Origin of the sequence: Bacillus multifaciens (genome assembly GCF_030756675.1) — a bacterium.
GTDB lineage: Bacteria > Bacillota > Bacilli > Bacillales > Bacillaceae_G > Bacillus_A > Bacillus_A multifaciens.
The window spans coordinates 55,383-70,802 of the sequence record NZ_JAVBXD010000007.1; the positions used below are offsets into that span (position 1 = coordinate 55,383).

Below are 15,420 nucleotides of genomic sequence, written 5' to 3' on the forward strand. Positions count from 1 at the left end.
AGGCGGGTTTTTTTAGAAAATGCGAATAGTTAGATGTGAATCTGTTTTTAGGTGATATCTAGTTCCGGCGGCAAGAATGGTCGGTGGCTTCGCTTCTTCCTATGAGGCAAAGAGCGCCTCTACGTCAGAAGCTCCATCCCCCTCTCATTCTGAGCGAGCCGCCTTCGCTTTTAAAATATAATTTGCGTTTTTTTTGTTATGTACCATATACTATGTGTATTAGAGACTAGGATGTTGAGGTGAATGGTGTGTTAGATCGTTTGCAAGCTGTAGAAGATCGTTATGAAAAGTTAAACGAGTTTCTAAGTGATCCAGAGGTTATTAGTGATCCGAATAAACTGCGTGAATATTCAAAGGAACAATCTGATATGCAAGAAACGGTAGAGGTATACCGTGAGTATAAAGATGTTCGTGAACAATTAAGAGATGCAAAAGCGATGTTAGAAGAGAAGTTAGATGCTGACATGCGTGAAATGGTAAAAGAGGAAGTTTCTGAGCTAGAGGGACAAGAGAAGGAATTATCAGAGCGTCTGAAAATTTTACTTGTTCCAAAGGACCCGAATGATGATAAAAACGTTATCGTTGAGGTTCGTGGGGCTGCTGGTGGTGATGAAGCGGCATTATTTGCTGGTGACTTATACCGTATGTATAGCCGTTATGCTGAGGTGCAAGGTTGGAAAACTGAAATTATCGAAGCGAGCTATACAGAACTAGGTGGATATAAAGAGATTATCTTTATGATCAACGGTAAAGGCGCTTTCGCAAAATTGAAATTTGAAAATGGTGCACACCGTGTGCAACGTGTTCCCGAAACAGAATCTGGCGGACGTATCCATACTTCTACAGCAACTGTAGCTGTATTACCAGAAGCAGAAGAAGTAGAGATTGATATTCATGAAAAAGATGTTCGTGTTGATACGTTTGCTTCTAGTGGCCCTGGTGGACAAAGTGTTAATACAACGATGTCAGCGGTACGTTTAACGCATTTACCGACTGGTGTAGTTGTTTCTTGTCAGGATGAAAAGTCACAAATTAAGAATAAAGAAAAAGCAATGAAAGTATTACGTGCACGTGTTTATGATAAGTTTAGACAAGAAGCACAAGCTGAGTACGATCAAAACCGTAAACAAGCTGTTGGTACGGGAGACCGTTCTGAGCGTATTCGTACGTACAACTTCCCGCAAAACCGTGTTACAGACCATCGAATCGGTTTAACGATTCAAAAGCTAGATCAAATCTTACAAGGTAAGTTAGATGATTTCATCAACGCCTTAGTGATGGAAGATCAGGCGCAAAAGATGGAGGCAGCTGAGTAATGCGTGTCTATGAAGCCCTGAAATGGGCTTCTTCTTTTTTACGTGAACATGGACGTGATGAAAATGCGGGAGAAATTGTCCTTTGTCATGTATTAAAGACGAATCGAACAGGTTTGATGATGAACATGCGTGAAGAATTAACGGCAGAACAAGAGCAAACTTTTACAAACTTTATTCATAAGCATGTGGAGGGTATTCCTGTTCAGTATTTAATTGGATATGAAATGTTTTATGGGCGCTCATTTTTCGTAAATGAAGAAGTGCTCATTCCAAGACCGGAAACCGAGGAACTTGTGCTAGGTGTGTTAACACGTATTCGCCGCAAATTTGGTGATAAAGATGTGCATGTGGCGGACATTGGTACTGGGAGCGGAGCAATCTCAATTACTCTTGCTTTAGAAAATCCGCATTTACATGTATACACAGTCGATATTGCCACGGAATCAATTGAAGTGGCGCAAAAAAATGCGGCAGAACTTGAGGCGAATGTAACGTTCTATCACGGTGATTTATTGTCGCCATTTCAGGAAACGAAGCAAAAACTAGATGTCGTTGTGTCAAATCCACCTTATATTCCAGAAGAGGATTGGAGAGGTCTTTCTTCTGTAGTGAAAGAGCATGAGCCAAAGCGTGCACTTGTAGGCGGTGAAGATGGGCTTGATTTCTATCGCCGCTTTATGGAGGAATTGCCAAAGGTGCTGCAAGAAGAGGCAATTGTTGCTTTTGAAGTGGGTGTAGGACAAGGTGAAGATGTACGTGCCTTACTGCAAGAAACATTCCCTCATGCGCATGTAGAGGTGGTATTTGATATTAACGGGAAAGATCGCATGGTCTTTGCGGAAATGTAATTTTAAAAGGGAGCTGAGTCAGCTCCCTTTCGTGCATTCGGCATGCCGAACATTGCTGAAGGATCTTTAAATTGTGTCGAAACGCCGATATATTTTAAAAAAACGGTCGATATATTGTGAAAATCGCCGATATATCAGTGGACATGTAATCGCTCGTTTAAAAAATGAATAGATTCTAAATTTAGTAGTTTAGAAAGAAAAAAACTTGTCTACACTGTTTTACTGAAGGGGCGGTGGAGATAAGATGAAAAAACAAGCGATTGCTTATCTACTTTTATTATTAATCGGTGCACAAATGATTGCGCACTTTGGATATATGAAAGCTGATGCAAAGGGACCTGTCCTAATTCCAAAAGAGGCAATTCGATTACGTATTTTGGCTAATAGTGATTCGAAGGAAGACCAAGAGTTAAAACGTAAAGTGCGTGATGAAGTGAAAGCGCAAATCGATGGCTGGGTGGCAGAGTTAAAATCGTTTGAAGACGCACGCCGCGTCATTCAAAGCCGCATTCCAGAACTTGAACAAACAGTTGCAAAAACATTGAAACGAGAAGGTAGTAAGGAAACTTTTACAGTTCAGTTTAATAAACATATAAAATTTCCAACGAAAGTATATGGAAACTTTATTTATCCAGCTGGAGAGTATGAAGCAGTACTTGTGACAATCGGAAAAGGTGAAGGGGCAAATTGGTGGTGTGTGTTATTCCCACCTATGTGTTTCTTAGACTTTTCAAGTGGTACAGCTGTAAAGCGAGAAGAGAATGTTGTACAGGCAGAAACAATTGATGAAGACGATATAGAAGAAAATTATGAACAGAAAGAAATTGTAAAAGAAGAAGTAAAACAATTTCTTAAAGTGAAGAAAGAGACGCAAATCGCACCGAAACAAAAAGTGAAAGCAAAGGCTGCGCAAGAAAACCGTATTGAAAAAGAATTACAAGAAGAAAGTAAGCAAGAAGAACCGCGTGTTAGTAAACAAGAAGAGCAAGTGAAGGTAGTAGAAGAAACGGAAGAAAAGCCAGAAGTAAAATTGTTTATTGTAGAGGCATTTACATCTTTATTTTCAAAATAAGTTCTAAAAAAGAATCCCTCCTCATATATAAAAGTATGGGGAGGGATTGTGTATGAAACAAATCCGTTTTGCTACAAAAGCAGATGTGGAAAGACTGCAAATCTTTTTTGGACAAGCTCGGATGAAAGAAGAGTGCTTAGATCAATTGTATGGGAATTTTATGATATTAGAAGAAGAGGAACAAATTCAAGCAGCTGTTGGATATGAGCAAGCTGGAAATGATGCGCTTCTTCGTTCTTGTTTATTCACACCTGCTGTGGATAAAACGATGTTCCTACATTTTTTCGAAACGTTTTTACAGTATATTAAAGAGAAAAATATTGAACAATTATATTTACTCACAAATAGTCCACAATCTGTGACAATATTTCAGTTTTTTCAATTTGAAATGGTTGAAAAGGATGTTGTAGCAGAAGGAATCCGGGAATTAGAACATTTTTGTAAAAATATAAAACAACCGAATGTAATTATACTAAATTGTCAGCTATTCACAAAGTTATCCACTGATTAAATGAATTTATCCACATTTTGTGGATAAATCTTATTTGTCTTTTGGATAAATATCATAGTAAACTACAAATAACAAGTATTTCATGGCAGAAAAGGACGTGGAAAAAAATGAATACAAAAATGTGGACTGTGGATAATGTTGTGGAAATAAAAAAAGATTATCCACAATTACAAGAAGCAGCGCATTTATTACGAGAAAATGAAGCGATAGCATTTCCGACTGAAACAGTGTATGGACTTGGTGCGAATGCATTAAGTGACGAAGCTGTTGCAAAAATTTTCGAAGCAAAAGGAAGACCAAGCGATAATCCGCTTATTGTACATATTGGTACGGAAGAACAATTAGATGGCATTGTAGCTGATATTCCGCCAGTTGCGAATGTATTAATGAAGCATTTCTGGCCAGGACCATTAACGCTTGTTTTTCCGAAAAAAGACGGGATCTCTGAAAAAGTAACGGCTGGATTGGAGACGGTGGCAGTTCGTATGCCAGATCATCCGGTAGCATTAGCGCTTATTGAAGCAGCAAGTGTACCAGTAGCGGCTCCAAGTGCGAATCGTTCTGGGCGCCCTAGCCCAACGCTCGCTTCCCATGTATATGAAGATTTAGATGGGAAAATTGCTGGTATTGTGGATGGCGGGGCAACTGGTGTTGGTGTGGAATCAACTGTACTAGATTGTACGAGTGAAATACCAACGATTTTGCGTCCGGGTGGTATTACGAAGGAACAATTAGAAGAAGTAATTGGCCCTGTTTTATTAGATCCAGCATTAAAGGATGAAACGGAAAAACCAAAATCGCCAGGGATGAAATATACACATTATGCACCGAAAGCCCCACTTAGTATTGTTGAAGGTTCACGTACATTTATTCAACAACTTGTGGATAATAAAAAGCAAGAAGGTTATAAAGTAGGTGTATTAACAACAGAGGAATATGAGCATGTGTATAAAGCAGACGTTGTTCTTTCTTGCGGAAAGCGCAGTGAGTTAGCAACCGTTGCGACAAAGCTTTATGATGTATTGCGTACATTTGACGCAAGTGGTGTTGATATTATTTTTAGCGAGTCGTTCCCAAGCGAGGGGATTGGCAGTGCAATCATGAATCGTTTAACAAAAGCTGCAGGTCACCAAATCATCTTCGAAAAATAAATTCTAACTCTCCTCGGACGTGCATATTGTGAAGTAGCAAGTCCGAGGAGGGACATTATGACGATTGAACATATTATAAGCGAATTGTTGCCGCTATTTATTATGGCATTTGCGCTAGGGCTTGATGCGTTTTCTGTTAGTCTCGGTATGGGGATGATTACGCTTAAGCTGCGTCAAATCTTTTATATAGGCATTACAATTGGTACATTTCATATCATTATGCCTTTTATCGGTATGATGCTTGGTCGTTTTTTATCAGAGCAATTTGGCTCTGTTGCTACTATTATAGGTAGTATTTTATTAATGGGATTAGGATTTCACATTGTGTATACGTCAATGTCACATGATGATGAGCATAGAAATGTTCCGGCCGGGGCAAGTTTACTATTGTTTGCTTTTAGTGTGAGTATGGATAGTTTTTCGGTTGGCTTAAGTCTCGGTCTTTACGGAGCGCGTACGTTTGTTACAATTCTCATATTCGGTATTGTGAGCATGATGCTTACTTGGTTTGGATTGTTAATTGGTCGCAAGGCACATAGCTTTCTTGGAACATATGGAGAAGTACTTGGCGGTATTATACTTGTTGGATTTGGGATAAAATTATTATTTTCAGTATGAACGCAGTCAACTTCTTAGAAGGAATGACGACTATGGTTAAAATCAAACGATTTTTTGATATTATTGTTAGCTTTTTTATTTTCTGGTTTATCTTATTTCCTTATATTTCTTTGTTGTGAAATTAGCGAAACCGAAGAAAGAAGCAGAATCATTTCGCGAAGAGTAAAAGCCTAGCTGCGATAAGTAGCTGGGCTTTCGTAGTATTTACATAATATATCGGTGGCTTCGCGTCTTCCGCCGAGGCAAAAAGCGCCTCTATGTCAGAAGCTCCATCCCCCTCTTGTTCTGAGCGAGCCGCCTCCGCTTTTAATCTATCCAGCTCCGACTCCCAGCCCCTCCCGTCTAAGAACCTTCCGCACAAAAAGGTAAAGAGCACCTTTTGTACGAAAGAACCTTAGTCGACGAGGCTGAACAGTCGCCTCCGCTTTTAATCTATCCAGCTCCGGCTCCTAGCCCCTCCCGTCTAAGAACCTTCCGCACAAAAAGGTAAAGAGCACCTTTTGTACGAAAGAACCTTAGTCGACGGGGCTGAACAGTCGCCTCCGCTTTTAATTACGGCCTTACAAGTTCAAATTGCTCTCCAAGTTTTGCGTAGTTATGCCCGGCTAATCGGCTTATTGGTTTTAGTTGTTCAGCGTGAATGCGTCCATTTTCATATAGGTGCTCAGCGATATGGAATCGGACGATGCGACCGATTAGTAGATCGCATGCTGGGGAATCCTCTGTTCCACCTAATTGAATCGCGCGCTCTAATACACATTCCATACGAATACTTGCTTCTTTTACCCCTGGTACAGAAATGACATCGCTATCAATTGGTGTTAGTTTGGCAAGTTCAATTTCGCTTTCGTTTGGAGGAAGATTAGCTGCTGTTTTGTTAATAGCCTCTGCATAAGATTCATCAGAAATATGAACGACAAATTCTTCTTTTTCCATTGCATTTCGTGCTGTATCTTTTGGCTTTCCATCTTTTCGTTGTACGGAAACGGAGATAAGAGGCGGATTCGCCGCAACGATATTAAAGTAGCTAAACGGGGCGCCGTTTAGGATCCCCTCATTTGTAACAGTTGTGACAAATGCAACTGGGCGCGGAATAATGCTTCCCGTTAGTAATTTGTAATTGTCTTTTTCAGTTTGCTCATTTGGATTAATAGACAGCATATATGTAATCCCCCTTCTTAATATGTGTAGCACTTCTTTGTTTGTTTACAAGATAAAAGGGGGAAACTCCTGCTGGAAAAATATATTTTTGTAAGGGGATAAAAAATGGAGCTGGCTCAAAAGAGATGTAGAAGTCTTTTGAATCAGCCCCATTGGAAAAAATCTTGAATTCGAGATTTTTAGTTAAATTAACGTGTAAGCACCAGGTCCAATAAGCGCTACGCCAACTGCAACTGCGATTAAAATAAGGTTATATTCAAAGCCGTTTTGTGTAACCCAGTAGCCGTTTTTACCGTGAACTGTGATGATGGCCACTAACATCGTGCCGACAATAAATAGAGCACCTACCCAAGTGAAAATACCAGCAGCAAATAAGAAACCGCCTAGTAATTCAGTTGCTCCGGCCATAAATGCCATCAATACGCCTGGTCGTAAGCCGATTGATTCCATCCAGCCGCCAGTTCCTTTTAAACCGTAACCACCGAACCAGCCAAATAACTTTTGAGCGCCATGCCCCATGAAAGTAATCCCGATAATAAGACGAATAATAAGAAGACCAATGTTCATCATTTTATAAAACCTCCAAAAAGTTTATTTACTTATCTTATGTAAGTAATAATAAAATAGTTACTTACTTTAGTCAAGTGGATAATTAAATAAATAAAAATAAATTTTACAAACAATAAATGAAAAGATAATGATGTTGTTAAGCGTTTTAGAAAATTTGTGGGAAAAATCAAAGGGAATTCGCTTCCTTTTCGATTAAATTCAGACAGTCTGAATTGACTGGAATTTTGCGAGGCGATACAATAAGGGTCTGGTTAATAATTTCATTTTTATCCCGCATTAACGGGCAGTAAAGGATGAGGAAGAACAGGGAAGAAAACTGCCCGTAAAAGCCCGGTTGGGCGGGCTAACCATCAGTGAAAAAAGCGTCACTGATGGAAGTTTCACTTTATGGAAATTTTTTTATATCGCTAAAGCGGTGAATGATGAGGAGGATTATCCTATGTTTAAAAAATTATTTGGTTTTGGTTCTAAAACAAATGCAGAAACAATCGTATCTCCATTAACTGGAGAAGTGAAAAATATTGAAGAAGTACCAGATCCAGTATTCGCTGGTCGTATGATGGGGGACGGTGTTGCCATCGATCCAACTGAAGGTGTAGTAGTATCCCCGGTAGATGGTGAGATTGTACAATTATTCCACACAAAACATGCTGTAGGGATTAAATCAACAAACGGTGCAGAAATCTTAATCCACGTCGGATTAGAAACTGTAAAAATGGAAGGCGAAGGTTTCGAAACGCATGTATCGGAAGGACAAACTGTTAAAGCTGGCGATAAATTAATCTCTTTCGATTTAGAATTAATTCGTGAAAAAGCGAAAAGTACAATTACACCAATCGTTATTACAAACACAGATGCAACAGAATCTATTGAAACAACTGTAGGTGTAACAGCTACAAAAGGTTCAACTGGAGTAATGAAAGTAACAATGAAATAATCGTTTGACAAATCAGGAATCCATTTCATAATCGGAATGGATTCCTTTTTTATGTTGGGTGTTAAAATGGAGAATAGTGGTATATTTTTTCTTGTGTTACTATATATCCATTTTAATTTTCCGGCACATAAGCCATTGCTATGCAGAATACAACATACCTGCTACTGGCTTGCTCCTTTTGTTTCAAACCTCGCATGTGGCAGGAAAAAGGGATCTGACCGCTCCTATACACGACTAGACGCTCTCGCCCTCCCCTAAAAAAGCGGTTTTTATGTCTGTTTTTTAACTTATATATACATTTCTTTTTTTCGCTATCATTGTGAGTTATGATGAAAAGAGATATTCATCATAAGGAGTGGTGTTTGGTGAAGCGAGTATTATTCGTTTGTACAGGAAATACGTGCCGCAGCCCGATGGCAGAGGCACTATTACGTCATCATGGTAAGGGGCAGTTTGATGTACAATCTGCCGGTGTTTTTGCGGCGGTTGGTAGCGATGCATCTCTTCATGCTAAAAATGCGTTAGAAGAAAAAGGTATCCTGATTGCGCATTCTTCCAAGCAAGTGACAGAAGAGTTGTTAGAGTGGTCGGATGTTGTCTTGACGATGACCGCAGGACATCGTCAGCTTTTATTAGCGCACCATCCAGAAGTAAGCGAAAAAGTGCATACATTATACGAATTTGTAGAAGGTACAAATAAGGATATTTCTGATCCTTTTGGCGGTTCGCTTGCTGTCTATCAAGCGACACTGGCAGAAATGCAACAACTTGTGCAAACTTTGGTGAAAAAACACTCAGAAAGCTAATGTTTCGTGTATAATACGATATTGGAGATTATGCTGATTTAATGGAAAGAAGAGATTTCTACTAATAGAAGTTTCATTTTATATTTGGAGGGGTTTAGAATGAAAGTAGTTGTAGCATCTGATCATGGCGGATTGAATATTCGTAAAGAAATCGTAAGTCTATTAGAAGAATTGAACATTGAATATATTGATTTAGGTTGTGAGTGCGAGGCAGGTTCTGTAGATTATCCTGATTTTGCATTCCCAGCAGCAGAAATGGTTGCAAATGGTGAAGTAGATCGTGGTATTTTAATTTGCGGAACAGGCATTGGTATGTCAATTGCGGCAAATAAAGTACACGGCATTCGCTGCGCATTAGTGCATGATACATTTAGTGCAAAAGCAACGAGAGAACATAATGATACGAACATGCTAGCAATGGGTGAGCGTGTAATTGGAGCTGGATTAGCGCGCGACATCGCGAAGATTTGGTTAACAACGGATTATGAAGGCGGCCGTCATGAAAATCGTGTAGGAAAAATTAAAGCATACGAAGCGAAGTAATTGTAGTCTAACTTCTAGTAAGAAGTAATATAATTTGTTGAACCTACCTGCGAAAGGAAGAGCGTAATGAGTGAAATATCACAATTAAAAGAGCAGTTGCAAACAGCGCTTTTTGAGTTTCAAGAGCAAGCCACGCTGCGGAATGGGAACCTTTTTGTTGTGGGATGTAGTACAAGTGAAGTGCTTGGTGAAAGAATTGGAACATCAGGAACGATGGAAGTAGCAGAGGCGATTTTTTCTGAGTTAAAACATTTTCAAGAGCAATATGACATTACCCTAGCATTTCAGTGTTGTGAACATTTAAACCGTGCTTTAGTGGTAGAAAGAGAAGTCGCAGAAAAGCATCAGTTCGAGATTGTAACTGTTACGCCTGTCAGATCAGCGGGTGGGGCTCTTGCAACATATGCATATCATAATATGAAAGACCCCGTTATCGTAGAGTTCGTAAAAGCGGATGCAGGTATTGATATTGGAGATACATTTATCGGTATGCATTTAAAACATGTAGCTGTTCCGGTCCGCACACGAGTGAAAGAGATTGGGCATGCTCATGTAACGATGGCAAAAGCGCGTCCGAAGTTAATTGGCGGAGCGCGTGCAGTATATGCAATAAAAGAGGAAACGTTTACTTGTAGTTAAGTAAGAAAAAAAGACCGAATTTGGTCTTTTTTTCTTTTATCATGTGTGGAGTCGTGTTAGAATGTAGTTGAAAATGTGAAGATTTAAAAGAATTACAGCTAGAACTTTCGTTTTTTCTTAGGAAATGAAGGGAAAATATCGGAAATAGGTGTAGTTCGTTCAGAAAAGGGGGATTTTGGTGGAGCATTTAAAACGTCAAGATGAAAAGGTGTTTGCTGCAATTGAATTAGAATTAGGAAGACAGCGTTCAAAAATCGAGCTTATTGCATCTGAAAACTTCGTAAGCGAAGCAGTAATGGAAGCACAAGGCTCTGTATTAACGAACAAGTATGCAGAAGGATATCCTGGGAAACGTTATTACGGTGGTTGTGAGCATGTGGATATCGTAGAAGATATCGCACGTGATCGCGCAAAAGAAATTTTTGGCGCAGAGCACGTAAACGTTCAACCGCACTCTGGTGCACAGGCAAATATGGCTGTATATTTCACGATTCTAGAGCAAGGTGACACAGTACTTGGTATGAACTTATCCCACGGCGGTCACTTAACACACGGAAGTCCTGTTAACTTTAGTGGCGTGCAATACAACTTCATTGAATACGGTGTAGATCCTGATACACATCACATCAATTATGAAGACGTATTAGAAAAAGCGAAAGAGCATAAACCAAAATTAATCGTTGCCGGTGCTAGTGCATATCCTCGTGTGATCGATTTCAAGAAATTCCGTGAAATCGCTGATGAGGTTGGCGCATATTTAATGGTAGATATGGCACATATCGCAGGACTTGTAGCAGCAGGCTTACACCCAAACCCAGTACCATACGCTGATTTCGTAACAACAACCACTCATAAAACATTACGCGGACCACGCGGCGGTATGATTTTATGTAAAGAACAATTTGCAAAGCAAATTGATAAATCCATCTTCCCTGGTATTCAAGGCGGACCACTTATGCATGTAATCGCAGCAAAAGCAGTTGCATTTGGAGAAGCATTGCAGGGCGACTTCAAAGCATATGCACAAAACATCATTAACAACGCAAATCGTTTAGCTGAAGGTTTGCAAAAAGAAGGAATTACTCTTGTTTCTGGTGGAACGGACAACCACTTAATTTTAATTGATGTTCGCAATTTAGACATTACTGGAAAAGTTGCAGAGCATGTATTAGATGAAGTTGGTATCACAGTAAACAAAAATACAATTCCATTTGATCCAGCTAGCCCATTTGTAACAAGCGGCGTTCGTATTGGAACTGCAGCTGTAACATCAAGAGGTTTCGGATTTGCTGAAATGGATGAAATCGCATCAATTATGGCTCACACATTAAAAAATCATGATAATGAAGCAGCATTAGAAGAAGCACGCGTGCGTGTAAATGCTTTAACTGATAAATTCCCAATGTATAAAGAGCTATAAGATAGATAAAAAAGGCGACTTTCTGTTCAGCCATGAACGGAAAGTCGCCTTTCTCTATGCTCTTTTTCAATTTGTTTGATATACAGATTATTTGTATAATACTTATAAAATAATATAATGGCACTAAATACGATTTACATTACTGCTTTTAAAAGGTCTGCTACTAATGGAATTACTGCACCTAGAAATTTTAAAACTGCCATTGCGATTTCCATAAACAATCTCTCCTTTTTCTGAATATTTTATTATTTATCTATACCTTTATTATACTTTTGCATAATTAACTTTACAACTTATTTTTATATGCAATATTGCATATAAATGTAATTGGCTTAACAAAATTCCAACAGAAGTCCCCTTCCTCAAGCATGTGTAGGGGATAGCCCAAGTAATAGTGAGGGGATGAATGTTGGTCGTACACAGCACGAAATTTCTCTTTCCTTTTTATGTAACATCATGTATGTTAGTACTAGAAACAAGACGGAACATACATTCTATTTTTGTGTGTGGATCTGAAAACCTACAACAAAAAAAGAGGTAGGTGATGACAATGTTGCTGAGCCAAAAATATGAAATTTTTCCAACCCAAGAACAAAAAGAAATGTTAGAACGTTGGTTACAATATTGTCGTCAAACTTATAACTCTGCTCTTTTAGATAAATAAAGAAAATATAAAGAATATAACAGTCTCACTTTCACTCAATTTGGATTCAAACCGAATGGGAAACACCGCTATGCAATGTCATTCACAGGGTTGTCTCATAAGTCTATGTAACTGATTTATAGAACAATCTCTTTTTTTGAGTAGCAATTCAACAAGTATGTTTTTTGTCTAAATAAGAAAAATAAATAGAAATGACAGTTGTTTTACATCTATATCCCAAATTCACCCTTGAATATTAGAAGCGTTTTCTTTACAATCGTACATAGTGTAAAACAGTGTGCTCTCACGCACCAATATCATCTGAAGGAGCGATTCACATGGGAAAACTGTATGTTTTTGATCACCCTTTAATTCAACATAAGATTACATATATTCGCGATAAGAATACAGGTACGAAAGAATTTCGTGAACTAGTAGATGAAGTAGCAAGTTTGATGGCGTTTGAAATTACACGCGATCTTCCGCTTGAAGAGATTGAAATTGAAACACCTGTAAGTAAAGCGAAAACAAAAGTGATTGCAGGTAAGAAGCTTGGTTTAATTCCGATTTTACGCGCAGGCCTAGGAATGGTAGATGGGATTTTGAAATTAATTCCAGCAGCAAAAGTAGGTCATATCGGTTTATACCGTGATCCAGAAACATTACAACCTGTAGAATATTATGTGAAGCTTCCAACTGATGTAGAAGAACGTGATTTTATCGTACTTGATCCAATGTTAGCGACAGGCGGCTCTGCATCAGAAGCGATTACTTCATTGAAGAAGCGCGGTGCGAAACATATTAAATTAATGTGTATCGTTGGTGCTCCAGAAGGCGTAAAAGTTATTCAAGAAGATCATCCTGATGTAGATATTTACGTGGCTGCATTAGATGAAAAATTAAACGATCATGGATATGTTGTACCAGGTCTTGGAGATGCTGGCGACCGTTTATTTGGGACGAAGTAAGACAACAGACGAGAAGGCACCCTTCTCGTCTGTTTTTTTTGTGCAACATAATCTGTGGTGAAATTGCATATAATATAGAAACTTCTTATTTGAGGAAGTCATATCAAATGTGAAAATTTATATATCAAGAAAATATAATAGTGACAAACTTGTGAACATTTTTCTTCTATTATAAAGAGAAAAGGTCTAGAAAGTAGACGACTTTTAACATTATTTTGAAGGAGAACGTTTTCAGTTATGGGAATAAATACCTAATACTCAAATTTTTTGATTTTTTTCGATTTGACGTTGACACTGTTTAACACCCTATTGTATGCTAACAACGGGGATAGATGGTAGGGTTTTCATTGACAAATTTTCGTCTATTCTTTGACAAAAAAATTAATTTTCTCATTTAAATAGGATTTATGCAAAAAAATGAGTTATTATTAACACATTCTTAAACACATAGTGAATGAGGCTTTACATATGGAGGGATGAATCCTTGGAGGAAAACAAGCGTAGTCCATTTAAGGCGTATGCTTTAATGACTGGAATTCTTTCTCAGCTCGTTGGTGCTATTTTAGTTGGAATTTTTGGCGGGCAATGGATTGATGGTAAGCTTGGAACGTTTCCATTATTTCTAGTAATCGGTTTATTACTAGGACTTGGAACAGGGGTTTATGCTATGATTCAACTCATTCGAAAATTTTATTCGGGAGAGCAATGATGATAGAAGTACATGAACTTGTCCAAAGACAAAAGAAATATATGTACAACCTTCTCGCACTCTTTGTATTAGGATGGGGCTTTACCTCATACAAAGATGTCTTTCTAGGACTGATTATCGGAACGATTTTCGGTTTTCTTAGTTTGCGCATCGTTGCACACAAGACGGACAAGCTGTTAGATCGCGTTACACAAGGTGAGCAAGTGAAGTATAAAGCGACTGCAGTGAGTACATATTCGAGATTAGCCGCGATAGGGCTATTAATTTTATTTGCAGCAAAATATCAGCATTTAATGGCGATGTGGAGCTTGGCATTAGGATTGCTGACAGGATATCTTGTCATGATCATAGATTTTCTTTATCTACAGTATAAGAGCAGGGAAGAGAGGTGAATTACTAGTGGAACACGGTAAATTAGTTGAATTTCTAGGTTTAACGTTCGACTTGTCCTCTGTTATGATGACGACTGTTGCGGCAGTAATCGTATTTATCATCGCTGTTATTGGTACCCGTCGCTTAGCCTTGCGTCCAACAGGAATGCAAAATTTCTTTGAATGGGTTATGGACTTCGTAAAAGGTATGATTAATAGTACGATGGATTGGAAAACAGGTGGACGCTTTTTAACGCTTGGAGTTACACTCATTATGTATATCTTTGTAGCAAACATGCTCGGTTTGCCGTTCATGATTGCGACAGCTGAAGGTGGAGAGCATATTGCATGGTGGAGATCTCCAACGTCTGACCCAGCAGTTACTCTAACTTTAGCCGTGATGGTAGTTGCCCTCACCCATTATTATGGAGTTAAGATGAAGGGTACGAAAGAATATTTAAAAGGCTATATTCAACCAATGAAGTTCTTATTCCCTTTAAAGGTAATTGAGGAATTTGCGAATACATTGACGTTAGGTCTGCGTTTATTTGGTAACATTTATGCGGGTGAGATTTTATTAACGTTACTTGCTCAGTTAGGAGCAAGCGGTACATTTGGCGGCGCATTAGGTGCTGTTCTACCGATGTTAGCGTGGATGGGCTTCAGTATTTTCGTAGGTGCTATCCAGGCATTTATCTTTACAATGTTAACGATGGTATACATGGCTCACAAAGTAAGCCACGACCATTAATATATTTACAGTAAGTACAAAATTTATTTTTTATTGATAAAAAGGAGGACTTTTAAAATGAGTTTAGGTGTAATCGCAGCTGCAATTGCTATTGGTTTATCTGCATTAGGTGCTGGTATTGGTAATGGTCTTATCGTATCTCGCACAGTTGAGGGTGTTGCTCGTCAACCAGAATTACGTGGTGTACTTCAAACAATCATGTTCATCGGGGTAGCTTTAGTTGAGGCACTTCCAATCATCGGTGTAGTAATCGCGTTTATCGTATTAAACAAATAAGGGATAGCTCCCCTTACAATAAGTGGCGAAGATCGTTTTGGGACCTTCTTCGCCATTGCTTTATGAATGAAACATTACTTGTCTTTTCATTTATTTAATTTAGATTTTTG

General features: G+C 38.6%; 20 protein-coding genes. 18 read left to right on the forward strand and 2 right to left on the reverse strand.

Annotated elements, in window-relative coordinates:
• Positions 1–248 precede the first annotated feature (248 nt).
• The 6 genes from prfA to Q9306_RS06985 all read left to right on the forward strand — a co-directional run bounded on the left by prfA (position 249) and on the right by Q9306_RS06985 (position 5,516).
• Positions 249–1,316, forward strand: a complete 1,068-nt coding sequence (gene prfA, locus Q9306_RS06960) for a peptide chain release factor 1 (protein WP_139207720.1) — start codon at positions 249–251, stop codon at positions 1,314–1,316.
• Positions 1,316–2,164: a peptide chain release factor N(5)-glutamine methyltransferase gene (gene prmC, locus Q9306_RS06965; protein ID WP_306196657.1), complete on the forward strand. Its 849-nt coding sequence runs from the start codon at positions 1,316–1,318 to the stop codon at positions 2,162–2,164. Before prfA ends, prmC begins: the two co-directional genes overlap by 1 nt.
• Before the next feature lie 244 nt (positions 2,165–2,408).
• The gene (gene spoIIR, locus Q9306_RS06970) at positions 2,409–3,236 is read left to right on the forward strand and encodes a stage II sporulation protein R (protein ID WP_306196659.1); all 828 of its coding nucleotides are present in this window, start codon (positions 2,409–2,411) and stop codon (positions 3,234–3,236) included.
• Between the two features lie 52 nt (positions 3,237–3,288).
• Positions 3,289–3,747 carry a GNAT family N-acetyltransferase gene (locus tag Q9306_RS06975; RefSeq protein WP_306196661.1) on the forward strand — a complete coding sequence of 153 codons (459 nt, stop codon included), beginning with the start codon at positions 3,289–3,291 and terminating at the stop codon, positions 3,745–3,747.
• Positions 3,748–3,854: 107 nt separating this feature from the next.
• Entirely contained in the window at positions 3,855–4,898 is a 1,044-nt protein-coding gene (locus tag Q9306_RS06980; RefSeq protein WP_306196663.1) for an L-threonylcarbamoyladenylate synthase, read from the forward strand.
• A gap of 57 nt (positions 4,899–4,955) precedes the next feature.
• Complete coding sequence (locus Q9306_RS06985; RefSeq protein WP_306196666.1) at positions 4,956–5,516, forward strand: manganese efflux pump MntP; 561 nt, start codon at positions 4,956–4,958, stop codon at positions 5,514–5,516.
• 552 nt (positions 5,517–6,068) lie between these two features.
• Here the strand turns inward: Q9306_RS06985 and Q9306_RS06990 are convergent.
• Positions 6,069–6,677, reverse strand: coding sequence for a flavin reductase family protein (locus Q9306_RS06990; RefSeq protein ID WP_306196669.1), 609 nt, complete (start codon positions 6,675–6,677; stop codon positions 6,069–6,071).
• 183 nt (positions 6,678–6,860) lie between these two features.
• Complete coding sequence (locus Q9306_RS06995; RefSeq protein WP_306196671.1) at positions 6,861–7,247, reverse strand: DoxX family protein; 387 nt, start codon at positions 7,245–7,247, stop codon at positions 6,861–6,863.
• A gap of 439 nt (positions 7,248–7,686) precedes the next feature.
• Between Q9306_RS06995 and Q9306_RS07000 the strand changes: the two genes are divergently transcribed.
• From Q9306_RS07000 to atpE, 12 genes are all read left to right on the forward strand, one after another.
• A complete protein-coding gene (locus Q9306_RS07000) occupies positions 7,687–8,184 on the forward strand; it encodes a PTS sugar transporter subunit IIA (RefSeq protein WP_306196673.1) in 498 nt (165 codons plus the stop codon).
• A gap of 365 nt (positions 8,185–8,549) precedes the next feature.
• The gene (locus tag Q9306_RS07005) at positions 8,550–8,990 is read left to right on the forward strand and encodes a low molecular weight protein arginine phosphatase (protein WP_306196674.1); all 441 of its coding nucleotides are present in this window, start codon (positions 8,550–8,552) and stop codon (positions 8,988–8,990) included.
• 99 nt (positions 8,991–9,089) lie between these two features.
• Positions 9,090–9,533, forward strand: coding sequence for a ribose 5-phosphate isomerase B (gene rpiB / locus Q9306_RS07010; RefSeq protein WP_098917345.1), 444 nt, complete (start codon positions 9,090–9,092; stop codon positions 9,531–9,533).
• Positions 9,534–9,599: 66 nt separating this feature from the next.
• The gene (locus Q9306_RS07015; protein WP_306196679.1) at positions 9,600–10,172 is read left to right on the forward strand and encodes a TIGR01440 family protein; all 573 of its coding nucleotides are present in this window, start codon (positions 9,600–9,602) and stop codon (positions 10,170–10,172) included.
• Positions 10,173–10,350: 178 nt separating this feature from the next.
• Positions 10,351–11,592 carry a serine hydroxymethyltransferase gene (gene glyA / locus Q9306_RS07020; RefSeq protein WP_306196681.1) on the forward strand — a complete coding sequence of 414 codons (1,242 nt, stop codon included), beginning with the start codon at positions 10,351–10,353 and terminating at the stop codon, positions 11,590–11,592.
• A gap of 544 nt (positions 11,593–12,136) precedes the next feature.
• Positions 12,137–12,256 (forward strand): helix-turn-helix domain-containing protein, encoded by a 120-nt coding sequence (locus tag Q9306_RS07025; protein WP_306196683.1) that lies wholly within the window; start codon positions 12,137–12,139, stop codon positions 12,254–12,256.
• Between the two features lie 317 nt (positions 12,257–12,573).
• On the forward strand, positions 12,574–13,203 hold the full coding sequence (gene upp, locus Q9306_RS07030) for a uracil phosphoribosyltransferase (RefSeq protein ID WP_020061432.1): 630 nt from the start codon (positions 12,574–12,576) through the stop codon (positions 13,201–13,203).
• A gap of 398 nt (positions 13,204–13,601) precedes the next feature.
• On the forward strand, positions 13,602–13,646 hold the full coding sequence (locus Q9306_RS24575; RefSeq protein ID WP_368087050.1) for a DUF4024 domain-containing protein: 45 nt from the start codon (positions 13,602–13,604) through the stop codon (positions 13,644–13,646).
• A gap of 41 nt (positions 13,647–13,687) precedes the next feature.
• The gene (locus Q9306_RS07035; RefSeq protein WP_306196687.1) at positions 13,688–13,912 is read left to right on the forward strand and encodes an AtpZ/AtpI family protein; all 225 of its coding nucleotides are present in this window, start codon (positions 13,688–13,690) and stop codon (positions 13,910–13,912) included.
• A complete protein-coding gene (locus Q9306_RS07040) occupies positions 13,912–14,304 on the forward strand; it encodes an ATP synthase subunit I (RefSeq protein WP_306196689.1) in 393 nt (130 codons plus the stop codon). The genes Q9306_RS07035 and Q9306_RS07040 overlap by 1 nt, the downstream gene beginning before the upstream one ends.
• Positions 14,305–14,311: 7 nt before the next feature.
• Positions 14,312–15,034 carry a F0F1 ATP synthase subunit A gene (gene atpB / locus Q9306_RS07045; RefSeq protein ID WP_306196691.1) on the forward strand — a complete coding sequence of 241 codons (723 nt, stop codon included), beginning with the start codon at positions 14,312–14,314 and terminating at the stop codon, positions 15,032–15,034.
• A gap of 57 nt (positions 15,035–15,091) precedes the next feature.
• The gene (atpE, locus tag Q9306_RS07050) at positions 15,092–15,310 is read left to right on the forward strand and encodes a F0F1 ATP synthase subunit C (protein ID WP_020061436.1); all 219 of its coding nucleotides are present in this window, start codon (positions 15,092–15,094) and stop codon (positions 15,308–15,310) included.
• Positions 15,311–15,420 lie beyond the last annotated feature (110 nt).